This window comes from Bradyrhizobium sp. USDA 4473 (assembly GCF_054063335.1).
Genome location: NZ_JBSSGE010000001.1, coordinates 1746155 through 1769411 on the forward strand (window position 1 = coordinate 1746155; position 23257 = coordinate 1769411).

Genomic DNA, 23257 nt, shown 5'->3' on the forward strand with positions numbered 1-23257 from the left:
GCGCGGGCATCTGCACTCACTGCTTCAGATACCGATCGAAGAATTTGGCGATGTCGGTGAACGCCTCCCTGGTCTCGGGCGCGTCGATGTTCATCTGGTACTGGGCGTGGGACTGCCCCTCATAGACGTTGAGATCGGCGATCACGCCGGCGCGTCGCAATTTGCGATGGGTGCGAACCGTGTTGCTGAGGAACAGGTCGCGCGTGCCCGAGGTCAGGATGGTCGGCGGAAAGCCCCTGAAGTCGCCATAGATCGGCGAGATGTAGGGATTCTTCAGGCTGGCCCCGTTGGCATAGAGCTTGGCCGCGCGGCCGAGCCAGCCGTCCCAGGTCACCAGCACATTGTCGACCCACTCATTGCTCGCGTAGCTGTCGCCGATCTTGTCGATGTCGGACCATGGCGTGCCCGGCGCGATCGCGGCCGGCAGCGGCAGCTTCTCATCCCTCGCCCGCAGCACCATCGCAAGCGTCATCGCGCCGCCAGTCGAGGTGCCGAAGATCGCCAGCCGGTGGCGCTCGTGCGATTTCAAAACCTCCTTCCAGACCGCCATCGCGTCGTCCATCGCGGCCGGATAGGGGAAGTCCGGCGGCATCCGGTAGTCGACCGAGATCACCTTGTAGCCGCCGAAGCCGGCCATCATGATCGCTTCCGGCAGCGCCGCTTCGCCGGGGCCGAACACATAGCCGCCGCCATGGACGTGGATCAGCAGGCGCCGCCGGTTCTCGAGCGCGATCTTGTTCGGCGTCACGATGTAGCAGTGCACGCCGGCGATCCTTGTTTCCTCGACCTTGACGCCGAGCTTCGCCTTCATCGCCGGAATGCCCGCGATGGCCTGCTTGGCGCGGCGATCGATCAGCTCCTTCCATTCCGCTGATGTCTTCGGGTCGGCGTTGAAATGCGGCGGGTAGGGCGTGCCGATCATCGCCTGCATTTCGGCAGAGACGTCGGCGGAGGGATTTCCGATCGACTTGAGCGGCACGACCCGCTTGCCGTTGTCGGCATTGGCAGCCGCCTCGCTCTTGGCGAGCTCGTCATAGGAGGTGGCGGTTTGGGCGTGGGCGGCGGATGAGACGGCGAGGGCGAATGCGATGCAGATCGGAACGATGGCGCGTTGCGGTTGACGCATGTGTTTTCCCTTGGGATCCATTGCTCGACTGCTAAGACCGGGATCCGACGGTTCGCCGCCACGCTAGTACGGCGCGCGCGGATCGTGAAGCACCGCCTCGCGCACCCGTGTCGTGCGTCACTCGGCCTTGAATGGTCGGGTCAGCAGGCCCTCGATCGCGGCGTCGATGGTCAGCCGCTCGCCGAGGATCGCGGCGACCGCGTTCGACACCGGCATGTCGACCGTCTGCGCCGCGGCGAGCTCGCACAGCACCGGTGCGGTGAACGCGCCTTCGGCGAGCTTGCCGACCGGCGCGGCCTCGCCGCGACCGAGCGCAAGGCCGAGCGCGAAATTGCGCGACTGCGCGGTCGAGCAGCTGAGCAAGAGATCGCCGAGCCCGGACAGGCCGGCGAGGGTTTCGGTGCGCGCGCCGCAGGCGCGGCCCAGTCGCGTGAGCTCGCTGAAGCCGCGCGTGGTCAGCGCGGCGAGCGCGGAGGCGCCGAGATTCCGGCCGACGACGATGCCGGCGGCGATCGCCAGCACGTTCTTGGCCGCGCCGCCGATCTCGACGCCGCGCACGTCCGTCGTGTGATAGGGCCGGAAGGTCGCCGAGCCGAGCGCCTGGACGAGCGCGCGTGCGAGCGCTTCGTCCTTTGTGGCCAGCGTCACCGCCGTCGGCAATCCGCGCGCGACGTCGTCGGCAAAGCTCGGCCCCGACAGGATCGCCGGCACCGCCCGCGGCGCAGCCTCCGCGATCACCTCGGTCATGAACTTATGCGTGCCGTGCTCGATGCCCTTGGCGCAGGCGATGACCGGCGTCTCAGGCGCGAGGTGCGGCGCAAGGTGCCCGACTGCCGCGCGCAAATGCTGCGCCGGGGTGACGGCCAGGATGATGTCCGCGCGTGCCGCCGCAGCGATATCCGGCGTCGCGACGATGCCGGGATGAAGCGGGACACCGGCCAGCTTTGGATTGACTCGCGTCGCCTCGATCTGCGCGGCATGTTCGGCATTGCGCGCATACAGCGTCACCTTGCGGCCGGCGCGTGCCGCGACCTCGGCCAATGCCGTGCCCCAGGCGCCGGCACCGATCACGCTGACTGAGCTATGCGCGGGCATCAAAACCCCCGGTTCAATATCCGGCGCGGCTGTTGGCGTGGCCGGCCGGCGCCTTGGCGTTGGCATCGAGCAGCCAGCGGGCGCGCGGCGGCGCTTCCATCGTGTCGGTGAGGCCGAGCGCCATCCGCTCGGCGCCGGCCCAGGCGATCATCGCGCCGTTGTCGGTGCACAGCGCCGGCGGCGGGATGATCAGCGTGGTCTGCGCTTTCGCCGCGACCTCCTGCAGCGCGCTGCGGATCGCATGGTTGGCGGCAACGCCACCGGCCGCGACCAGCGCGCGCGGCGTGCCGAACCGCTCCTGGAACAGTTTTAGTCCGACAGTCAGCCGATCCGCGGTCGCGTCCAGCACCGCAGCCTGGAAGCTCGCGCAGAGATCGCTGACGTCCTGCGGCTCCAATGGCTCCAGCCGGCTCGCTTCATTGCGCACCGCGGTCTTCAATCCCGACAGCGAGAAATTGGCATCGGGCCGGCCGAGCATCGGGCGCGGAAAGGCAAACCGCGTCGGGTCGCCGCCGGCCGCTGCACGCTCGACCTCCGGTCCGCCGGGATAGGGCAGCGACAGCATCTTCGCCACCTTGTCGAATGCCTCGCCCATCGCGTCGTCGACCGTGGTGCCGAGCCGCACATAGTCGCCGACGCCGACCACGGCGACGATCTGGGTGTGGCCGCCGGATGCCAGGAACAGGCAGTAGGGAAACGCCAGCGCGCAGGTCAGCCGCGGCGTCAGCGCGTGCGCCTCGAGATGGTTGACCGCGATCAGCGGCGTGTCGTGCACCATCGCGATCGCCTTCGCGGTGGTGAGGCCGACGATGACGCCGCCGATCAGGCCGGGGCCGGCGGCGGCCGCGACCGCCGACAATTGTCCGTAGCCGACGCCGGCCTGCTTCATCGCGCTGTCGACGATCCCGTCGAGCAGGTCGACATGGGCGCGCGCCGCGATCTCCGGCACCACGCCGCCGAAGCGGGCGTGCTCGTCGGTCTGCGAGCGCACCACGTTGGAGAGGATCCTTGCCTGCCCGTCAGCCTGGCGCTCGACCACGGCGGCTGCGGTTTCATCGCAGGTGGTCTCGATCCCCAGCACCAGCATCGGTGGTTCGTGTTCCAATTTCGGCCCTTGTGCTACCAGCATGATCCGGACAGGCCGGAACCGGTTTCCGGCAGGATCATATCCATCAAAATGTCCCCTCCGGGGTAGCATTGCGAGGTCTGAAAGTGCAATTGGTCGGCCAAGCCCATTTGCAAAGGTCCAATTTGCAAGGTCCAATTTCTGAGGCTGGAGACCTGACCCCGTGACCATCCTTGTCACACGACCGCATCCGGATAGTGACGCCACGCTCGCGGCGCTGCGCCAGCGCGGCTTCGAGGCCGTCGCGGCGCCGGTGCTGCGCTTCGAGCCGCTGCCGTTCCATGACGATGAGGCGGATTACGATGCCGTCGTCCTGACCAGCGCCAATGCGCTGCGCGCGCTCGATCTCGCGGCCAGCCGGTTGTTGCGTCTGCCGCTGTTCGCGGTCGGGGCGCACACCGCCGATGCCGCGCGCGCCACGGGTTTTGCCAAGGTGATCGTCGCCAAGGGCGAGGCGGCAAGCTTGCGCGATCTCGTGCTGGCGCGGGTCAAGGCCGGCGAACTCGCGGCGTCGGCCGTGCTGCTCTATCTTGCCGGCGCCGACCTGTCGCGCGATCTCGCCGGCGAACTCAGCGAACAGGGGCTGAGTATCGTGACCCACACCACCTACCGGATGGCGCCGGTGGCCGCCTTCCCGAGGGAGGTCAGCGACGCCTTCATGGCGAACCGGATCACGGCGGTGCTGCATTATTCCCGCCGCAGCGCGCAGGCGTTCCTCGACGCCGTCAGGGCCGACGGCATCGAGATCTCGGCGCTGGCTCTGCCGCAATGCTGCATCTCGGCGGCGGTCGCCTCCGTGCTGCATGACGCCGGCGCGACCAAGGTGGTGGTGGCGGCACGGCCGGATGAGGCTGCCCTGCTGGAGGCGCTGGTGCGAACGATGCGGCCCTGACCGGATTAATTCTTTCGTCTGACCATGATGTTAGGCAATGCTCGGTTTTTCGGATCGTGCTCTAAGAACTGGCGCCGATTCTGCTACAATGTGCGGCCAATAGTTTTGAGGACCCTCTGCGATGGCTGAAGAAAGGCCCGACGACACAGGACCTTCGCCGGATTCCCGGCCCAAGCGCGCGCCGCCGACCATCGATCTTCAGGCGACCGATATCTCCAGTGAACCGCCGAATGCCGAGGGCGCCGAGGAAGCCGGCAAGGACACCGGCAAGGAAGCTGAAAGGCCGTCCGTGGACGCCGCGGCCCTTGGGGTGGAGCCCCAGGCCGACGCCGCGCCTCAAACGGAGCCGCAGCATGGGACGGCTTCCGCGGCGCCGGATGCCGAGCCGGCGCGGCCGGTATCGCCCTGGGTGGTGGCGCCGCTGTCCGGCGCGGTCGCGGCAGCCCTTGTGATCGGGGTCGGCTGGCTGCTCGGCTGGCCCACGGTGCAGCAGCTCCCGGTGGCGCAGCCCAATGCCGCCGCGGTCGACGAACTCGGCGCCCGCGTCAGCGCGTTGGAATCGAAGGCGAGCCGGCCGCCTGCTGCGGCCGCCGATCCCGCGACAACGGCGCGGCTCGAGGCGCTCGACAAATCGATCGCCGCGCTGCGCTCCGAGCTCGCCGCAACGCGAGCGCAATCCGACAAGCTTGCCGCTGCGGTCAATGACGCCACGGCCGCGCCGCGCGACGGCGCTGCGGCCGACATCTCCGGCATCACCGCGCGCATCGACAAGGTCGAGGGCGCATTGAAGGCGCAGGGTGCGGCGATCGCCAAACAGGACGGCAAGATCGCCGACACCAAGGCCGAGGCCAAGGCGGACGATGTGCCGCTGCGCCGCGTGGTCGCGGCATCGCTGCTCGATGGCGCGGTTCGTCATGGCGACCCCTATGCGTCAGCGCTGGAGGCCGCGAAGGCAATGTCGGATGATGCCGGGGTGTTGAAGCCGCTCGAGACGTTTGCGACATCAGGTGTACCGAGCCCGGCCGCACTGTGCCGTGAGCTGATCGAGATCGTGCCGCAGCTCGCGCCGCCGGCGCCGGACGCTGCGGCGGCGAATGCGGGCCTGGTCGATCGTCTGCAGGCCGGCGCCTCCAAGCTGATCCGCATCGAGCGCGCCGATGGCACCGGCACCGATCGCAGCAGCATCGTCGCGCGCGTGACATCGGCCGCCGTGCATAATGATCTCGCATTGACCGAGCGTGAATTGAAGTCGCTGCCGCCGGCTGATCGCACTGCGGCACAGGCCTGGCTCGCCAAGGTGGACGCGCGCCGCGCCGCGCTCGACGCGTCGCGGAAATTTGCCGACAACGCCATGGCGGCGCTCGCCACGGTCAATCAATAGCTTCTTGCAATTGGGTTCTTGATGATCCGGATCATTCTGTTTCTGCTGCTGATCGCGCTCGCTGCAGCGGGTGCGGCCTGGTTGGCCGATCAGCCCGGCGATCTCGTGCTGAATTGGGGCGGCTTCCGCCTGACGTCGAAGCAGCCGATGTATCTGCTCGGCCTCCTCATTGTCGTTGCGATGGTCGCCGGTGTGATCCTGCGCGCGCTGTGGAAGATCCCGGGCCACATCCGCCGCGGCAGCCGCGAGCGGCGCCAGGCACGCGGTCGTCACGCCATCACGCAAGGCCTGCTCGCGGTCGGACATGGCGATTCATCGGCGGCGCGTGCGCATGCCGAGTTGGCGCGGCGCCATGCCGGAGGCGATCCGCTGGCGCTGCTGCTGCACGCGCAATCGGCGCAGCTCGATGGCGACCGCGACGGCGCGCAGCGCGCCTTCCGCGCCATGGCCGAGCGCGCCGACACGCGGCTGCTCGGCCTGCGCGGCCTGTTCATCGAAGCGCAGCGCGCCGACGATCCGGTGGCCGCCGTGATGATCGCCGAGGAAGCGCTGAAGCTGTCGCCGTCGTCGTCATGGGCGTCGCATGCGGTGCTCGGCTTCTGCTGCGCCAAGGGCGATTGGGCCGGCGCGCTGTCGATCATCGACAACAACCAGAGCGCCGGATTGATCGACAAGGCGACCTACCGGCGGCAGCGCGGCGTGCTGCTGACGGCGCGCGCGCTGGAATTCGAGACCATCGATCGCGATCTGTCGCGCGCGAGTGCGATGGAGGCGGTGAAGCTGGCGGCGACGCTGATCCCGGCCGCCGTGCTCGCCGCGAAGTTCGAGAGCGAGGCGCATCAGGTGCGCCGCGCGATGCGCATCGTCGAGACCGCGTGGCTCACGCAGCCGCATCCCGATCTCGCCGACGCCTATTCGCATGTTCGGCTCGGCGATTCCGCGCGCCAGCGCCTGGTGCGGGTCGAGACGTTGGCGGCGAAGACGCCGGGCCATATCGAAGGCGCGCTGGCGATCGCGCGCGCGGCGATCGATGCGGCCGAGTTCGCCAAGGCGCGTGCGGCGCTGGAGCCGTTCGCAGCAGCGCCGACGCAGCGCGTCGCGCTGCTGATGGCCGAGATCGAGCGCACCGAGCATGGCGACAGCGGCCGGGCGCGGGCCTGGACCTTGCGCGCGGTGCGCGCGCTGCATGATCCGGTGTGGACCGCCGACGGCTATGTCTCCGACCGCTGGCGTCCGGTCTCGCCGGTCACCGGCCGCCTCGATGCCTTCCAGTGGCAGACCCCGGTCGCGGCGCTGCCCTCCGACAAGGGCCATGCGATCGAGCCCTCGCCGTTCGAGGAGGCGATGCTGGCGCCGCGCCGGGTCGAGCCGCCCAGGGAACTGGCCAAGGAGCTGGCCAGCGAGCCGGAGACAGCCAAACCGCCGGAGCCGGCCAACCCGGTTGAACCGGTCGAGGTGAAGCCGGCCGAGAGCAAACCAGTGGAGCCGGCCGCGCCGACCGCCCAGGATAACGCCCCGCTGCCAGCGGCCATCGAGGCAGAGCCCGCCCCGGCCGCGCCGGAGCCGGCCCCGCCGCCAGCAGCCGCCGAACCGGCGCCGCCGGCCCCGGCGCCCCTGTTCCGCTCCCGGACCGACCTGCCCAAGGCACCGCCAGCGCCGATCCCGGCCGTGATCCCGATCGTACGCGCCCCCGACGACCCCGGGGTCGACGAGGACGGCCCGGTCGACGAATTCGCGGAACAAATCGGCCCGCCCAAAGCCCAGGCGGGCGGCTGGCGCGGATTTCTGTCACGTTTGGGAAGCTAATTCGTAGGTAGATAACCGCCGGGCGGTTAAATACCCGCGTCATCTTGCCAATCGGGGTCATGCCCGATATCAGGTGCGCGCTGTCAGGCCGTTGCCGAACGGTTCGCCGCAATAGCTCAGTTGGTAGAGCACGTCATTCGTAATGACGGGGTCGGGGGTTCGAGTCCCTCTTGCGGCACCAGCATTTCCTACATTAGATCAGTAGCTTAATGTTGCTTGATGGCGACGATCTTTGGCCGCGTGATTTGCGCATATCGCCTCAGCGAGGCTGAGTGAACAAGGCATAAGCGTACGCTGCCGCTAGCAAATAGTCTCTGACGATATCAACCGATCTTAGTGCTGAGGAGTTGCGCTCTTCCTCTAGTTGCGGAACTGGACAAATTGTTCCCTTTATGTTCTAAGGGGTTACAAAGCAAGGCCCTTTCCATGCCCCATCTCCGCGATGACCGCTGCTTGATCGAGCACGTCGGAAAACAGAGGAACGGAAAGCCGCGTTATTGGTGTCGAGCGCACCAATCGAACGCGACGGGTACGCATGGCGTGCGTCTCCCTGAGTGTGTTGGCGTTGCCAAGGCGACTAAGGCACCCAAGGTAATCGAGCTTGATGCATCTGAACATCCGGGCGGCATTGCCCTTTGGGGAGCGGTACTAGCCGTCTACGATACGTCGTCGATGCCACCGGAGATGGGAATTCACGTTCACGCCCGCGCAACCAAGGAGGGCAGCAAGCAAGTTGATGATACCTTCGACACTGTCATCGTGAAGCTCTCGCCAACCGAGCAGGCAACTATCACGGGTGACACCGCGATAAGCTTTTATCTAAGTCGCTTTCTCAACCGCGACGTCAAACTTCTGCGGTGCCCTCACTGCGACGAGGCACACTTGGACGCGGGCTATTTTGCCCTCAGGCCGCACCGCAGGCACATGTGCCAAGCTTGTGGACGCCATTTCAACGATTCGGAAAAGTCGATTTCCAATCCAGTCGCGCTCCTGAAGCGAGTGCAGCATGATATCCCGCCCGTGAGAGCGCCCCGCAATCTCGACGTAAAGCAGGCCTCGTATCCGGGAGGCATGCAAATCTGGGCGTCGAATCCCGCACTGGTTTGGACTTCAACGCGTGCGGAAGAGGAAGGCTTGCATATCCATTTGTATGACTCACAAGGGACCATCGTCGTGGACGACACCTTCGATCATGTCGCGGTTGACGGAGTCGAGCTTACCGAAACGCATGTCCAATATTTCATGGCTCAGCAAGCGCTTCCACATCTATCTGACAAAGTTGTCAGCTTGACGTGCCCACGCTGCGAGAGCCCGCACTTCGACACAGGTGATTTGGCATTCTTTCCTCACAAGGAACACGCGTGCGAACATTGCGGCGAAAAGTTTGCTTCAAGGGGGCGAGGCGCCGGCGGTGCCCGCCGTCGAAGCACCGCCGAAGCCGCCGGAGGCGCCAAGATATGTCGAGCGCGCAGCGTCGGTCGCCACGCGGCTGCAAGCCCAACCGACCGTGCAGCAGTGCCAGCGCAGCAGGCCAGCGTCCAGCCGTCAGCGGCGCCCGACGCCCGGCGGTAGGCGAGCAGCGGGAGGAGCGCACCGGTCGAGCCATCATCGCCACGCCCGGCGCTGGACCGAGGGCCGGATCATCGGCGAGCTGCGTCGCCACGGGATTTACTGGTAACTTGGCACCTTTCAGCTCCTTTGCATGGGGTTGTTTCGCTTGTTTTGGCTGGAGCCACCGCAGGGCGCGACACGCGTTCCCTTGAAGGGTGGCTAGGGCCGCAAAACGAAAGCGCCCCCGGATCCGATCCGGGGGCGCCTTGCGTTGAGCGTGTCGAATGCGTTGGCTGCGTTAGTCCGCGACGGTCTGCACGACGTTGCCGATCGGCCGGCCCGATGCGACCGGCTTCTCGGTCTTCGCCATCATCGCGTCGTATTCGGGCAGCGTCTCGATCTGGGTCTTGGCCTTCATCCAGACCACCTTGTAGCCGCCCGCCTTCAGCTTGCGCAGCAGCGTCGGCAGCGCCTGCGCGGTGTGCTTCTGCAGATCGTGCATCAGGATGATGCCCTTGTGCTCCTTGTCGAGCTTGGTCATCACGTTGTTGATCACCTCGTCGGAGTTCTTGGACTTGAAGTCGTTGGAATCGACGTCGACCGAGAACATCGCGATGTTGCGGGTGCCGAGATAGGCCGTGGTGGCCGGCGTATGCGCGAGCGCCGGGAAGCGGAAGAACGGGGCGGGGTTGGCGCCGAGCGCCAGCTTCACCGCGCTAAAGCCCTTCTCGATCTCGTCCTTGGCCTGCTGCTCGGTGATCTTCTTGCCCGCCAGATGCGCATGCGACCAGGTGTGGGCGCCGATGGTGTGGCCCGCGGCTGCGACCTGGCGCAGGATATCCGGGTGATAAGTGGTGTGCAGGCCGATCGGGAAGAACACCGCCTTGGTGCACTCATCCGCCAGCGCCTTGAGCACCGCGGGCGTGGTCGGCCACGGACCGTCGTCGAAGGTCAGCACGACCTCATGGTCGGTCAGGAAGTCGTACTGCTTGTATTGCAGGAAGCCGAAGCCCGGGCCGCCCGTGGTGTCGACCACGACGGTGCGGCTGATGCCGAGCGCGTCTGGATTGTTGCATTTGGGCGTGGCCGCGGCTGCGACCGGGGCCGGCATCGGCGCCGCTGCGGGGGCGGCGGCCGGGGCGGCTGCCTGGGTGGCATCGGCGCGCTTCGACAGCGCGGCGGTCGTCTCGACATCGTCCCTGGCGGCCTGCTTGGCCGCCGCGGGAAGCGGATCGGCCTGGCTTGCGGCCGTGGTCTGCGGAGGTGCCGCGTCGGCACGCGGAGAGGAGGTCCAGAACCACACGCCGGCGATCACGATCGCCGCTACAACACTGGCCAGCATCAGGCCCAACGCACTACGCATCGCTACACACTCTCTCGGAACTCAGGGATACGCCACAGCCGTAACGAGCGATTAATGCCAACAAGGTCTTAACGCGATCCCAACGGGGCGCCGGAACGGCAAGAAAAAGTGCGGCTTACGCCTGCGTGATGACTATCACAGTCTGCTGGCTCGCGCCCGCGCAGTATCGGACCCATCGAACAACGGGCCCCGCCATTCGCGGTGCCGATGGGAGCCGATCATGACCACCATCTTCAGGAGCCGGGTTACCGTCCGCAGGGCCAGCGTTGCGTTGGCCGTTGCGGCCAGCGTGTCCGTGTTGTCGCCGACCGCGGGCTTCGCGTTCAGCGCCGAGGCGCAGCAGATGTGCACCGGCGACGCGTTCCGCCTGTGCAGCGCAGAGATCCCGAACATCCCCAAAATCACCGCCTGCATGATCAGGAATCGCTCCCAGCTGACCAGCGGCTGCCGCGTCGTGCTGGATCGCGATCTCGCCGCCCAGCGCCGGGCCGCCGCGGAGTGATCTTGCGCGGTGGAACCGACCGGTCGGCCCGCCGTTTCAAGCTTCTTCCCGGCGCTGAAACACTATAGAACCGGCGGTGCATTCTTTAGAGGCTTTGAGACATGACCCGATTTCTGCTCGCCGTCGTGCCATTCGTTCTGTTGGCGTCGGCCGCCTCTGCACAGCAGCAGGGACGCGATGCCTGCTCACGCGATGCGTCGCGGTTCTGCCGTGCGCATCTCAGCGAGGGCGATCAGGTCGTGCTGGCCTGCCTGAAGGAGCATCGCAGCCGCCTCAGCAAGCCCTGCCAGCAGACGCTTATCGATAACGGGCAGTAGCGCCAGCCGTCGTCATTCCGGGACATCGCGTCAGCGATGGGCCCGGAATCCATAACCACGATCGTGAGTATGGATTCCGGGCTCGCGCTTCGCGCGCCCCGGAACGACGACGATCGAGACTACGTACTACTCCCCGCCGCGGTCGCCACCACCGGGATCACCTCCTTGGCGGCGCGGTCCGGGGTCTCGTCCTTCCAGCGCACCGAGCCGAACGGACGCTCCAGCATCCGGCGCACCCGGATCGGTTCGGCACCGATGTGGAAGTCGGCCGCCTTCTGATGCAATTCGCGCTCGATCTGGGTGGCGCGATTGCGCTGGCGCAGGAAATCGAGCCAGGTCGGGCAGTGGTAGCGCTCGGTCCACAATTCGGGATCGGCGATGTCGCGCGCGATCGACCAGCCATAGGCGCCGTTGCGCTGGCGGCTCAGCTGCACGTCCTGCATCACATTGTGGAAGGCGCGGGCCTTGTCCTGCGCCACCCGGTATTCGATCTCGACCACCAGCGGCCCGCTGCGCCCGCTCAGTTGCAGCCGCACCTCGGGATCGGCCAGCATATCGGTGGCGTCCTCGTTGCGGGCGCCGATCGGCGGCATCCTGAGCCAGATGCCGAGCACCGGCGACAGCAGCATCAGGCCGGCCGAGATCAACAGCGCCATCTCGACGCCGCCGAGATCGGTGATGCGGCCCCAGCACCAGCTGCCGATCGCGATGCCGCCGGCGATCGAGGCCTGGAAGGCCGCCAGCGACCGGCCGGCGACCCAGCGCGGCGCCGACAGCTGCACGCCGATATTGAACAGCGCGATCGCCAGCATCCACACCGCGCCGGCAACCACCAGGGCTGCCGCGGTGATCACCGGCTGCGTGCTCACGGCCACGGCCGCGATCGCCGCCCCCATCGTCAACGCACAGACGCGGATCGCGGCCTCGCCGCTGAGCCGGCTGCGGATCTCGCTGATGTTGAGCGCGCCGATCACCGCGCCCATGCCGAACGCGCCGAGCATGATGCCGTAGGTCTGCGCGCCGCCATGCAGCAGGTCGCGCGCCACCAGCGGCATCAGCGCCGAGACCGAGCCGCCGATGATGCCGGTCACCATGGTGCGGGTCAGCACGATCTTGATCGACGGCGAATTGGTGATGTAGCGCACGCCGGAGACGATCGCGCGGTTCAGCCGCTCGCGCGGCAGCCGCGACGGCTCGCTGACGCGCCGCCACAGGAACAGCACGACCAGCAGCGGCAGATACAGCACGGCGTTGGCCGCGAATGCCGCCACCGCGCCCGCGGACGCCACCACGATGCCGCCGATCGCAGGACCGAAGCTGCGCGCGATGTTGTAGCTGATGCCGTTCAGCGCGACCGCGGCGGGCAGCGTCTCGGACGGCACCTGCTCGCTGACCGAGGATTGCCAGGCCGGGCCGAACAGCGCCATGCCGCTGCCGACCACGAAGCACAGCGCGAGCAGGATGTTCGGCGTCACCAGATTGAGCCAGGCCAGCACCGTCAGCGTGGTGGCGCCGGACAGCGCGATCATGAGCGACACCAGCGCCACAACGCGGCGGTCATGCATGTCGGCGATGGCGCCGGCCGGCATCGAGATCAGCATGACCGGCAGCATCAGCGCGGTCTGCACCAGCGCCACCTTGTCGGCCTCGGCGGTCATCTGGGTCATCGCCCAGGCGGCGCCGACGCCCTGGATCAGGATGCCGAGATTGGAGAGCAGGCTGGCGAGCCAGATGCGCCGGAAGATTGAATGCCGCAACGGTGCAGTGATACTGTCGGAGCGATCACGCGGTTCGGTCATATCCGGTTCCGGTTGGCCTGCTATGAATTGTTGAATGATTCCGGCTGTATCAACTGATGCCCGGCAAACGCGTGTCCTGTCCAGCGATTACGGTATATTTCGCTGATGTAGGTCACAGCTAAAGCCCTGAAAGACCTGAGGAAGGATTGGGGAAGGGGACCGATGGCGCTGTCGCGGCGGAGATTTTTGCAAGGGACCGGCGCGCTGTCGCTGATGGCCGGCCGCCTCGCCACCCCGGCGCTGGCCCAGCCGGCGTCCGCCGCCGAGATTCCGCCGCCGATCCTGTTCGTGCACGGCAATGGCGACCACGCCGCGCTCTGGCTGACGACGCTGTGGCGGATGGAAACCAACGGCGTGCCGCGCGAGCGCATGGCCGCGATCAATTTCGCCGATCCGCTGGCGCGCGCCGATGACAAGGTCGAGCAGGCGGGACGCTCCTCGACCGAGGATCAGCGCCGCGCGCTCGCCGAGGCGGTCAGGGAACTGAAGCAGAACACCGGCGCCGCGCGGATCGCGCTGGTCGGCAATTCCCGCGGCGGCAATGCGATCCGCAACTTCATCAAGAACGGTGGCGGCGGCGACGTCAGCCACGCGGTGCTGTGCGGCACGCCCAATCACGGCGTCTATGGGTCGGACGACGGCCTCGGCAACGAGTTCAACGGTCGCGGCCCGTTCCTGCGCGGGCTGAATGAGGGCGACAGCGAGGTGACCGCGGGCACCGCATTCCTGACCTTGCGCAGCGATGGTCTCGACAAATATGCGCAAGCCGATGGCCGCTTCATCGGCAAGCCGGGTACGCCGACCAACGTCACGTCAGATGGTCCGGCGCTGAAGGGCGCGACCAATCTGGTGCTCGGCGCGGTCGATCATCGCGAGACCGCCTATCATCCGCGCGCCTTTCGCGAAATCTACAAGTTCATCGCGGGGCACGAGCCGTCGCGGATCGAGATCGCACCGGAGCAGCCGGTGAGGTTGAGCGGCCTCGTCACCGGCACAACCGGCGGCGTGCCGACCAACCGCCCGGTGCCGGGCGCCACGGTCGACATCTATCATGTGGCGGCGGAGACCGGCGAGCGGATCGGCGGCCCGCTGCACAGCTCGCAGACCGGCGCCGACGGCCGCTGGGGGCCGGCGCAGGTCGATCCGTCCTGGCCGCTCGAATTCGTGCTGACCTCGCCCGATGCGGTGACGACCCACATCTATCGTTCGCCGTTTCCGCGCTCCTCCGAGATCGTGCATCTGCGCGCGGCGCGGCCGCTCGGCCCCGCCGATGCCGGTGCGGGCGCGATCGTGCTGATGTCGCGGCCGCGCGGCTATTTCGGATTACCGCGCGATGTCGTGCTGTTCGACGGCAAGGAGCCGGCCGACATCAAATCGGGCGTGCCGACCGATGCGGTGACGACATTGCGGCTCACCGCGGCCGAGATCGGCCGTCCGCTCGCCGCAATCTTCAACATGGAGCGCATTGTGATGCGGGCCTGGCCGGCATCGGAGAACCGGATTGCAGTTGCCGAGCTGACTTATTAGGTCTTGTGCAAGACCTATAAAGGGTCCGCGCGCCTTCATGGCGCCGGGATCGCATGGCCGGATCGGCTGTTGCGTGAGGCAGGAAGCGAGGACCATGAGCATAGCCGAAGTCTACGATATCACGGTCACGCGGCGCCCCCTGGTCCCGCCCGCCCCGCCGCGCGCGCCCGACGACATGACCGGGCTTCAGCGGATGCGGGTGATGCGCAACTCGCCGATCGAGACCTGGGGCCAGCGCGCCTATCAGGATGACATCGTGCAAGGCCATTTTCTCGGCCGCTCAAGCTTCATCCTCAACGCCCCTGATGCGATCCGCCACGTGCTGGTCGACAATTACGAGAATTACACCCGCACGCCGGCCGGCCTTCGCGTGCTGCGCCCGATGCTGGGCGAGGGACTGCTGATCGCCGAAGGCCGCGCGTGGAAGCATCAGCGCCGCACCCTGGCGCCGGCATTCACGCCGCGCGCGGTGACCACGCTCGAGCCCTACATGATCGCGGCGGTCGACGAGACCATCGCCAAGCTGACGGCCGCGAGCGGTGGCCCGGTCGATCTGCGCGAGGTAATGCAGCGCATGACGCTGGAGATCGCCGGCCGCACCATGTTCTCGTTCGGCATGGATCGCCACGGCGCCGCGCTGCGCGATTTCGTGATGGAGTATGGCGACACGCTGGCACGGCCGCACATGCTGGACCTGATACTCCCGCTGGGTTGGCCGACCCCGCAGGACTTCCGGCGCGCCCGCTTCCGCAAGCGCTGGACTGCGTTCGTCGGTCAGCTGATGGCTGAGCGCCGTGCCGCCGGCAAGGATGACAATGCACCGGCCCGCGACCTGTTCGATCTGATGGGCGCCGCGCGAGACCCGGAAACCGGTGAGGCCTTCACCGATGCCCAGCTCGGCGACCAGGTCGCGACCATGATCCTGGCCGGCCATGAGACGACTGCGACCGCGCTGTTCTGGGCGCTCTATCTGCTGGCGCTCGACCCCGAGACCCAGGAGCAGCTGGCGGCAGAAGTCAGGAGGGTGGCGACGAATGGCGCGCTCGACATCGAGCGGCTGAAATTCACCCGCGCGGTGGTCGACGAGACCATGCGGCTTTATCCGCCAGCGTTTTTAATCGCGCGTGCGGCCGGTGGTCCCGATATCATTGCGGGCCGGCCGGTCAGGAAGCATGACGTAATTCTGATCGCGCCGTGGCTGCTGCACCGGCATGAAAGACTGTGGCGCGATCCGAATGCGTTCGTGCCGCAGCGTTTCATGACGGGGACGCCGCCGGATCGCTTCGCCTATCTGCCGTTCGGCGTCGGCGCGCGGGTCTGCATCGGCGCGCATTTTGCGCTGGTCGAGGCGACGCTCGCGCTTGCGAAGATCATCGGCGCGTTCCGCGTCGCGCTGGCGGACAAGGAACCGGTGCTGCCGATCGGCGTGGTGACGACGCAGCCGAACCGCTCGCCGGCCTTTACGATCAAGCCGCGCTGATCTTGCGCGATAGTGTCGCAATGCTCATTTCTTGATTCAGCATGATCTTTTCGGAAAACAGGTCTCCACTTTTCCGGATCTGCTCTAGGGGCTCACCATGAGCGATACGCAGGCGCATTTCGCAGTCCTCAGGCAGACGACCGATCCGGCCGTCGTCGATGCCATGCAGCAATTGATTGCCGATGGTCACGATCGCGAGCTCAATCGCATCAACGCTCTGGATTTTTCGCGGCGCACCGGCCTCGACGAGGAGAAGGTGATCTCCGGTTTCCTGCATGCCTCCCGGCTCGGCCTGTTCGACATGAGCTGGAACGTGCTGTGCCCGGGCTGCGGCGGCGTGCTCGACGCCCACACCACGCTGAAGTCGCTGCGTCACGATGACTATAATTGCGCGCTGTGCGCCGCCGGCTACGAGGCCTCGGTCGACGAGCTGGTCGAGGTTGCCTTCACCGTCAGCCCGCGGGTTCGCCACATCGCTGCGCACGATCCGAACACGCTGCCGATCTGGGAATACTTCCGGCAGATGTTCTGGAGTTCGGGGATCGAGTTCGACGAGAGTTCAGTGTCGACGCTGATCAACGAGGTGACGCTGGAGGGGCTCGAGCTGCCGCCCGGCGAAAAGGCGATCCTGTCGCTCAACCTGCCCAATCAGTTCGTCATCGTGTTCGAGCCGGTGACGCATTCGGCGCATTTCTTTGCCGTCGAGGGCGAGCCGACTGCCGAGCGTCAGCAGTTCTCGATCGCGTTCAACAAGTCGCATGCGCCGACCGGCACCTCGACGATGCGGCCGGGGCCCCTGCGGCTTTCGCTGGAGAATCACGCCGATGTCCGCGTGCTGCCCTCGGTGTGGATCGCCGGCGATCCGCTGCACAAGCTGCTTGGCAAGCGCAAGCCGATCCTCACCGCGAAGCGGATGCTGTCGAACCAGACCTTCCGCGATGTGTTCAAGGCCGACAACCTCACCGGCGATCAGCGGCTGAAGATCACCGCGCTGACCTTCCTGTTCACCGATCTGAAGGGTTCGACCGCGCTCTACGAGCGGGTCGGCGATCTCGCCGCATTCGATCTGGTGCGCGCGCATTTCCACGCGCTGCTTGAGATCATCGCCTCCGAGCGCGGCGCCGTTGTGAAGACGATCGGCGATGCCGTGATGGCGACCTTCATTCGGCCCGAGCACGCTCTGTCGGCGGGCCTGCGCATGCGGGCGGCGATGAAGCAGCTCAACACCGAGCGCGGCAAGGAAGACCTGATCGTCAAGATCGGCATCCATGAGGGGCCGTGCCTCGCGGTGACGCTGAACGAGCGGCAGGATTATTTCGGCCAGACCGTGAATATCGCCGCCAGGGTGCAGAGCCTGTCGACGTCGCAGGAAATCCATCTGACCCAGCCGGTGATGGAATCGGTTGAAGTCGCAGGGATCCTCGATCGCGCGGCGATCAAGCCGATCCAGAAGGAAGCGGCGCTGCGCGGCATTGCTGACAAGCTCGTGGTGTACGAGATACCGTAGTATTTCAATCTCGCACCGTCATTGCGAGCGGAGCGAAGCAATCCATACCTCAGCATATGCGGTGGCATGGATTGCTTCCTCGCTACGCTCCCCGCAATGACGGAGGAATCGGTCATATTGCCGAAACGTAATGCCGCGGCGGGAACCTGCGCGATTGCACCGGTTTTGTTTCCACGCCATATAGGTTTTGGAGCACGATCCGGAAAAGTATGTAGCGGTTTTCCGGACGGATCATGCTCCGATCGAAGACTTCTTCATTGCGCAGAGAGAGCGATGCTCGACGGACTCCGACAATTCATTGCCGATATCGTCTCCCCCGATGCTCAGGCCGATCGCGCGTTCAATGACGGCGACTATCGCCTGGCGGCGACAGCGCTACTGGTGCACGTCGTCTCGCTCGACGGCGAGCCGACGCCTGCCGAAAAGCTCAAGCTGCACAGCCTGATCGAGAGCCGTTTCCAGCTCGATCCCGGCACCGCCGACAAGCTGATCACCTCCGCCATGCGCGTCGAGGGTGAGGCCGTAGATCTCTATCACTTTACCAGTGTGATCATGCGCTCGGTGAACGAGGAGGGACGGCTGCGCATCGTCGAGATGATGTGGGAGCTGGTCTATGCCGACGGCCAGGTCAGCGAGTTCGAGGACAATGTGGTCTGGCGCGCGGCCGATCTGCTCGGCATCTCCTCGCGCGACCGCATCGACCTCAAGCACCGGGTCGCCGAGAAGCAGGCAGCGCTGCCAAAGGGCCCATGGGGCACCGCGGACGCGGCGATCTGACACGGTCGCAGGCGCAAGCGGAAGCACCATCGCCGGCCTCGCGGATGACGAAACTTTAAGAAACTTTAATTTCCGCAGCGATTGTGGGGCGATACGACTGAAAATCTGGCGATTTCATCGCCAAATCGGCGGTCCACAACTATCCACAAGCCCATACGCGTCTTGCGTCACACCGCATGCCTATGCTCTCGTCGCGCCGTTGGGGACCTCACTAGAATTTGCAGTAAGAGTTTGAACGTGGCTGAGCGTGTGACGCTGATAACCGGGGCATCGGCGGGCATAGGCACCGAACTGGCGCGCGTGTTTGCATCGAATGGTCACCGCGTGGCGCTGGTGGCACGGCGCGCCGATCGCCTGAAGGCGCTCGCCGACGAACTCGGGGCCAAGCCAGGTGCGGCGGCCGGCGCGGCGCCGATCGTGATTCCCTGCGACCTCCAGCAGACCGATGCGGGTGATAAGATCGCCGCGGCCCTGGCCGAGGCTGGGGTCGAGGTCGAATATCTCGTCAACAATGCCGGTTTCGGCCTGTTCGGCCTCGCCGTCGAGCGCGATCGTGCCGAACAGCTCGACGTGATCAACGTCAATATCCGCGCGCTGACCGACCTGACGCTGCGCTTTGCCGATCAGCTGATCCGCAACCGCGGCGGCATCCTCAATCTCGGCTCGATCGCCGGATTCCTGCCGGGGCCCGGCATGGCTGTGTACTACGCCAGCAAGGCCTATGTGCTCTCGTTCTCCGAGGCGCTGCGTTGCGAGCTGGCGCCGAAAGGCGTGCGCGTCACCGTGGTTTGCCCGGGTCCCGTGCCCTCCGAATTCCAGGATCGCGCCGGCTTTGCCCCCGGCTTCGATTCGGCCATCCTCAACGTCGCGCCTGATGAGGTCGCCCGTCAGGCCTATCGCGGCCTGATGGCCAACAAGCGCGCGGTGCTGCCCGGCGCCTTCATCAAGCTGGTGCCGTTCCTGCTCCGGCTATTCCCGCGCTCCTTCATCCTGACCGCGGTCGGCGGTTTCCAGCTCCGCAAGCGCTAACGCGCCGATTCATCGCCGTTAAGCCTGTTTCTGGCCCGCGATTTGCTTCGCCTGGGTGTGCGCAAACTCACACGATGTTAACGACCACTTAGCTATGATCGTGCCTTACGTGCCGAAACTTTGAGCAGAGGCCAAACCTTCAAGTTCGAGGCCAAGTCGGAGGCGATGTCGTTCCGGTCTGACCAAACCCGTGTCGTGGTGCCCTTCGCAAGCCGAAGGCCGGCTGCGGTCACGCTCAAGGATCAGATCGCAGATCGGACCCCGCTGCGGCCGGTGCTGATCGTGCTGCATCAGGAGACGTCGACCCCCGGCCGGATCGGCAACGCGCTGCGTGCGCTGGGCTACCCCCTCGACATCCGCCGCCCGCGCTTCGGCGATGCGCTGCCCGAGACGCTCGAGGCGCATGCCGGCGCCGTGATCTTCGGCGGCCCGATGAGCGCCAACGATCCCGACGACTATGTGCGGCGTGAGATCGACTGGATCGCCGTTCCCTTGCGCGAGCAGCGCCCGTTCCTCGGCATCTGCCTCGGTGGGCAGATGCTGGCGCGGCAGCTCGGCGCCAAGGTCGCACCGCATCCGCAAGGTCGTGTCGAGGTCGGCTATTACCCGGTCAGGCCGACGGCAGCGGGGCGCGCACTCTGCCCGGACTGGCCGGCGCGCGTCTATCACTGGCATGGCGAGGGCTTTCAATTGCCGGCCGGCGCAGACCTGCTCGCGGCGGGCGATGATTTCCCGGTCCAGGCGTTCCAGTTCGGCAATGCGTTCGGCCTGCAATTCCATCCCGACGTCACCTACGCGATGATGCATCGCTGGACCGCGCGCGGGTGTGCACGGATGGATTCGCCGGGGGCACAGCCTCGTCATCAGCACTTCGCCGAGCGCGCCGTTCACGATGCCGCCGAGCGCGCCTGGCTGACGCATTTCATCGACGGCTGGATCGCGCGCGTGCCGCAGCCGGTGATGCTACAGGCCGCGGAATAGCCGCAGCGCGGAATTTCGCGCCGCCTTTTCATCGTGATGGATGTGCTAGTGTTACCTGCCGCGCGCAGGCCGTGGCGCCGCGCCTATCAATAACAACAAGGCACAGGGAGATCGCCGTGGGCTACCAGCACATCCTCTATGAGGTCAGCGACCGGATCGCGACCATCACGCTCAATCGTCCCGACCGCATGAATGCGTGGACCGCGATCATGGAGCGCGACGTGCGCCACGCGATGGAGGCGGCAGCCAACGACGACAATGTTCGCGTCATCGTACTGACCGGCGCGGGCCGAGGCTTCTGCGCCGGCGCCGACATGGAAGCGTTGCAGGGCATCGATCCCAACGAGGTCAGGCGCGGCGAGAGCATCCCGTTCGACATGAACCGCCGCGCCGACTGGCAGACGCGCTACGCCTACTACCCCGCGATCAAGAAGCCCGTGATCGCGATGCTCAATGGCGCCACTGCCGGCATCGGCCTGGTCCACGCGCTGTATTGCGATCTGCGCTTCGCGGCCGACAGCGCCGTGTTCACCACCGCTTTCGCGCGGCGTGGCCTGATCGCCGAGCACGGCATCAGCTGGATGCTGCCGCGCATCGTCGGTCACGCCAACGCGCTCGACCTGTTGATGTCGGCGCGGCGGGTGTCGGCCGCGGAGGCGCTGCGCATCGGTCTCGTCAACCGGCTCTCTGCGCCGGACAAGCTGCGCGAGGACACCTATGCCTATGCCCGCGACCTCGCCGACTTCGTCTCGCCGAGCGCGATCGCTGTCATCAAGCGCCAAGTCTACGACGTGCCGTTCCAGACGCTCGCCGAAGCCACCATCGACGCCAACCGCGAGATGCAGATCGCGCTGAAGGGCAATGATTTCCGGGAAGGCGTCGCGAGCTTTGTGGAGAAGCGGCCGCCGCGGTTTACGGGGACGTGAGGGGGTTAGCACGAACCGAGGGCGGAGTTTGCTAAACCGGCCCGCCGTCGCCCTTCGGGCTATGGGCGTGGCAGCCTTCGCTCACTTCGCTACGATGGACTTTCCGGGCTTGCCTAGCCGAAGCTCGCGAAGCGAGCGAAGGCTGGTGGAGCCAGGCGGGATCGAACCGCCGACCTCGTCATTGCGAACGACGCGCTCTCCCAGCTGAGCTATGGCCCCATCGCGGCCGGGTGTTGCTGAGTATCCCGACCGTCAGTCGGGCGCCATTTACAGTCCCACCCAAGGCCAAGTCAAGAACGGTGAAACGGCGGTTTTCGGCCTTTCCCGCCCGGAACTTCCCTTGTTTGCGGGGGGATGAACCGATATTTAGTGCATGATCCGGACCCGGTCGGCCGCGCTAGCGAAAAGTACGTAGCGGTTTTCCGAGAAGATCCTGCTCAAACAAGAAGCGCGCTGGCGGTTCAGTCCGGTTTGTTTGCGCTTTACCTGGTCGTCCCACCCGCGAGCTCCCATCATATGCGCGCTGTTCTCGACATCGTCATCATCGTCCTCGACCTCTATGTCTGGCTCCTGATCGCCTCGGCCATCCTGTCCTGGCTGGTCGCCTTCAACGTGGTCAATACGCGCAACCAGTTCGTCTCCGCGGTGGCCGAGTTCCTCTACCGGATCACCGAGCCGGTGCTGCGGCCAATTCGCAACGTGATGCCGAATCTGGGCGGTCTCGATATCTCGCCGATCATCGTGATCCTGATCATCATGTTCATCCAGCGGGTGATCGCCTATTACATCTATCCCAACGTGATCTGATCCTTGGCGATGGACCTCTGCTGATGGAGCCTTGGCAATGGATCCTTGGCGCTATTCCACCGAGGGCATCAGCATCGCCTTGCGCGTGACGCCGCGCGGGGGGCGCGACGGCATCGACGGGATCGAGACGCTGGCCAACGGCCGCTCGGTGGTGAAGGTGCGGGTCCGCGCCATCGCCGAGGGCGGCGAGGCCAACCGGGCGGTGACCGAGTTGTTGGCCAAGGCGCTCGGCGTGCCCAAGGCCAGGGTGAAGCTGCTGTCGGGCGCCACCTCGCGGCTGAAGCAGGTGGCGGTCGACGGCGATCCGCGGCAGCTCGGCGACATCTTGAGGAAATTGACTGCGGCCGGGCCGAACCGAGACACGAAGGACTGACATGACTGCCCGCATCATCGACGGAAAAGCCATCGCCGCCGAGCTTCGCGCCCGCGTCGCCGACGAGGTCGCCCGCGTCAAGCGCGACCATGCGCTCACGCCGGGCCTCGCCGTCGTGCTGGTCGGCCACGATCCCGCGAGCGAAGTCTATGTGCGCAGCAAGCACACCCAGACCCAGGCCGCCGGCATGGCGTCGTTCGAGCACAAGCTGCCCGAGGACGTTTCGCAGGCCGATCTGCTGGCGCTGATCGCGCGGCTCAACCGCGATCCCATGGTCCACGGCATCCTGGTGCAGCTGCCGCTGCCGAAAGCACTGCACACCGAGACCATCATCAATGCGATCGACCCGGCCAAGGATGTCGATGGTCTGCATCCGAACAATGCCGGCCGGCTCGCCGGCGGCCTCGCGGCGCTGTCGCCCTGCACGCCGCTCGGCTGCATCATCCTGACCAGGAGCGTGCACGCCTCGCTCGAGGGCATGAACGCGATCGTGATCGGCCGCTCCAATCTGGTCGGCCGTCCGCTGGTGCAACTGCTGTTGAACGAGAACGCCACGGTGACGATCGCGCATTCGCGCTCGCGCGATCTGCCAAAGCTCTGCGCCCAGGCCGATCTGGTCTATGCCGCGGTCGGCCGCCCCGAGATGGTGCGTGGCGACTGGCTGAAGCCGGGTGCGACCGTGGTCGATGTCGGCATCAACCGGATTCCGGTTCCCGGCGGCAAGCCGAAGCTGGTCGGCGACGTCGCATTCCAGGAAGCGCTTGATGTCGCCGGTGCCATCACGCCGGTGCCCGGCGGCGTCGGGCAGATGACGGTAGCGTGCCTCCTGGTCAACACGCTGCGCGCCGCCTGCGCGATTGCCGGCCTGCCGGCGCCGGCGGTGTGAGTTGCT

Annotated in this window: 21 protein-coding genes and 2 tRNA genes; 17 read left to right on the plus strand and 6 right to left on the minus strand. The window is 66.3% G+C overall.

Annotation, left to right across the window (positions count from 1 at the left end):
- Positions 1-16: 16 nt before the first annotated feature.
- The 3 genes from ACVW17_RS08160 to tsaD form a co-directional block, all read right to left on the minus strand.
- The gene (locus tag ACVW17_RS08160) at positions 17-1126 is read right to left on the minus strand and encodes an alpha/beta hydrolase (protein ID WP_456751407.1); all 1110 of its coding nucleotides are present in this window, start codon (positions 1124-1126) and stop codon (positions 17-19) included.
- A gap of 117 nt (positions 1127-1243) precedes the next feature.
- The gene (locus ACVW17_RS08165) at positions 1244-2221 is read right to left on the minus strand and encodes an NAD(P)H-dependent glycerol-3-phosphate dehydrogenase (protein WP_456751408.1); all 978 of its coding nucleotides are present in this window, start codon (positions 2219-2221) and stop codon (positions 1244-1246) included.
- A 13-nt stretch (positions 2222-2234) separates the two neighbouring features.
- Positions 2235-3308, minus strand: a complete 1074-nt coding sequence (gene tsaD / locus ACVW17_RS08170) for a tRNA (adenosine(37)-N6)-threonylcarbamoyltransferase complex transferase subunit TsaD (RefSeq protein ID WP_456751409.1) — start codon at positions 3306-3308, stop codon at positions 2235-2237.
- A 202-nt stretch (positions 3309-3510) separates the two neighbouring features.
- Between tsaD and ACVW17_RS08175 the strand changes: the two genes are divergently transcribed.
- The 5 genes from ACVW17_RS08175 (at position 3511) to ACVW17_RS08195 (ending at position 8998) form a co-directional block, all read left to right on the plus strand.
- Positions 3511-4239: a uroporphyrinogen-III synthase gene (locus ACVW17_RS08175; RefSeq protein ID WP_456751410.1), complete on the plus strand. Its 729-nt coding sequence runs from the start codon at positions 3511-3513 to the stop codon at positions 4237-4239.
- A 121-nt stretch (positions 4240-4360) separates the two neighbouring features.
- Positions 4361-5620: a COG4223 family protein gene (locus ACVW17_RS08180; protein ID WP_456751411.1), complete on the plus strand. Its 1260-nt coding sequence runs from the start codon at positions 4361-4363 to the stop codon at positions 5618-5620.
- Positions 5621-5641: 21 nt separating this feature from the next.
- Positions 5642-7426 carry a heme biosynthesis HemY N-terminal domain-containing protein gene (locus ACVW17_RS08185; protein ID WP_456797017.1) on the plus strand — a complete coding sequence of 595 codons (1785 nt, stop codon included), beginning with the start codon at positions 5642-5644 and terminating at the stop codon, positions 7424-7426.
- A 105-nt stretch (positions 7427-7531) separates the two neighbouring features.
- A tRNA-Thr gene (locus ACVW17_RS08190) sits at positions 7532-7607 on the plus strand.
- Between the two features lie 272 nt (positions 7608-7879).
- On the plus strand, positions 7880-8998 hold the full coding sequence (locus ACVW17_RS08195) for a hypothetical protein (protein WP_456797018.1): 1119 nt from the start codon (positions 7880-7882) through the stop codon (positions 8996-8998).
- 277 nt (positions 8999-9275) lie between these two features.
- On the opposite strand, the gene ACVW17_RS08200 is transcribed toward ACVW17_RS08195, so the two are convergent.
- Entirely contained in the window at positions 9276-10340 is a 1065-nt protein-coding gene (locus ACVW17_RS08200; protein ID WP_456751415.1) for a polysaccharide deacetylase family protein, read from the minus strand.
- A gap of 220 nt (positions 10341-10560) precedes the next feature.
- On the opposite strand from ACVW17_RS08200, the gene ACVW17_RS08205 reads away from it, so the two are divergent.
- Together ACVW17_RS08205 and ACVW17_RS08210 are read left to right on the plus strand one after the other, a co-directional pair.
- On the plus strand, positions 10561-10842 hold the full coding sequence (locus ACVW17_RS08205; protein WP_456751416.1) for a hypothetical protein: 282 nt from the start codon (positions 10561-10563) through the stop codon (positions 10840-10842).
- Between the two features lie 101 nt (positions 10843-10943).
- Positions 10944-11159 carry a cysteine rich repeat-containing protein gene (locus ACVW17_RS08210; RefSeq protein WP_456751417.1) on the plus strand — a complete coding sequence of 72 codons (216 nt, stop codon included), beginning with the start codon at positions 10944-10946 and terminating at the stop codon, positions 11157-11159.
- Between the two features lie 119 nt (positions 11160-11278).
- On the opposite strand, the gene ACVW17_RS08215 is transcribed toward ACVW17_RS08210, so the two are convergent.
- Positions 11279-12958: an MFS transporter gene (locus ACVW17_RS08215; protein WP_456751418.1), complete on the minus strand. Its 1680-nt coding sequence runs from the start codon at positions 12956-12958 to the stop codon at positions 11279-11281.
- Between the two features lie 162 nt (positions 12959-13120).
- On the opposite strand from ACVW17_RS08215, the gene ACVW17_RS08220 reads away from it, so the two are divergent.
- From ACVW17_RS08220 to ACVW17_RS08250, 7 genes are all read left to right on the plus strand, one after another.
- On the plus strand, positions 13121-14485 hold the full coding sequence (locus ACVW17_RS08220) for a hydrolase (protein ID WP_456751419.1): 1365 nt from the start codon (positions 13121-13123) through the stop codon (positions 14483-14485).
- Positions 14486-14579: 94 nt separating this feature from the next.
- Positions 14580-15965 carry a cytochrome P450 gene (locus ACVW17_RS08225; RefSeq protein WP_456751420.1) on the plus strand — a complete coding sequence of 462 codons (1386 nt, stop codon included), beginning with the start codon at positions 14580-14582 and terminating at the stop codon, positions 15963-15965.
- A gap of 97 nt (positions 15966-16062) precedes the next feature.
- Complete coding sequence (locus ACVW17_RS08230; protein WP_456751421.1) at positions 16063-17472, plus strand: DUF5939 domain-containing protein; 1410 nt, start codon at positions 16063-16065, stop codon at positions 17470-17472.
- A 273-nt stretch (positions 17473-17745) separates the two neighbouring features.
- Complete coding sequence (locus ACVW17_RS08235) at positions 17746-18249, plus strand: tellurite resistance TerB family protein (RefSeq protein ID WP_456751422.1); 504 nt, start codon at positions 17746-17748, stop codon at positions 18247-18249.
- 237 nt (positions 18250-18486) lie between these two features.
- The gene (locus tag ACVW17_RS08240) at positions 18487-19278 is read left to right on the plus strand and encodes an SDR family NAD(P)-dependent oxidoreductase (protein ID WP_456751423.1); all 792 of its coding nucleotides are present in this window, start codon (positions 18487-18489) and stop codon (positions 19276-19278) included.
- Between the two features lie 165 nt (positions 19279-19443).
- The gene (locus ACVW17_RS08245) at positions 19444-20259 is read left to right on the plus strand and encodes a glutamine amidotransferase (RefSeq protein WP_456756371.1); all 816 of its coding nucleotides are present in this window, start codon (positions 19444-19446) and stop codon (positions 20257-20259) included.
- Between the two features lie 116 nt (positions 20260-20375).
- Positions 20376-21185 carry an enoyl-CoA hydratase gene (locus ACVW17_RS08250; RefSeq protein ID WP_456751424.1) on the plus strand — a complete coding sequence of 270 codons (810 nt, stop codon included), beginning with the start codon at positions 20376-20378 and terminating at the stop codon, positions 21183-21185.
- A gap of 143 nt (positions 21186-21328) precedes the next feature.
- Here ACVW17_RS08250 and ACVW17_RS08255 read toward each other — a convergent pair.
- A tRNA-Ala gene (locus ACVW17_RS08255) sits at positions 21329-21404 on the minus strand.
- A gap of 297 nt (positions 21405-21701) precedes the next feature.
- On the opposite strand from ACVW17_RS08255, the gene ACVW17_RS08260 reads away from it, so the two are divergent.
- The 3 genes from ACVW17_RS08260 to folD are packed head-to-tail and all read left to right on the plus strand — an operon-like array spanning position 21702 to position 23251.
- Entirely contained in the window at positions 21702-21992 is a 291-nt protein-coding gene (locus ACVW17_RS08260) for a YggT family protein (RefSeq protein ID WP_021078230.1), read from the plus strand.
- A 37-nt stretch (positions 21993-22029) separates the two neighbouring features.
- Entirely contained in the window at positions 22030-22365 is a 336-nt protein-coding gene (locus ACVW17_RS08265) for a DUF167 domain-containing protein (RefSeq protein ID WP_456751425.1), read from the plus strand.
- Position 22366: 1 nt separating this feature from the next.
- Complete coding sequence (gene folD, locus ACVW17_RS08270) at positions 22367-23251, plus strand: bifunctional methylenetetrahydrofolate dehydrogenase/methenyltetrahydrofolate cyclohydrolase FolD (RefSeq protein ID WP_456751426.1); 885 nt, start codon at positions 22367-22369, stop codon at positions 23249-23251.
- Positions 23252-23257 lie beyond the last annotated feature (6 nt).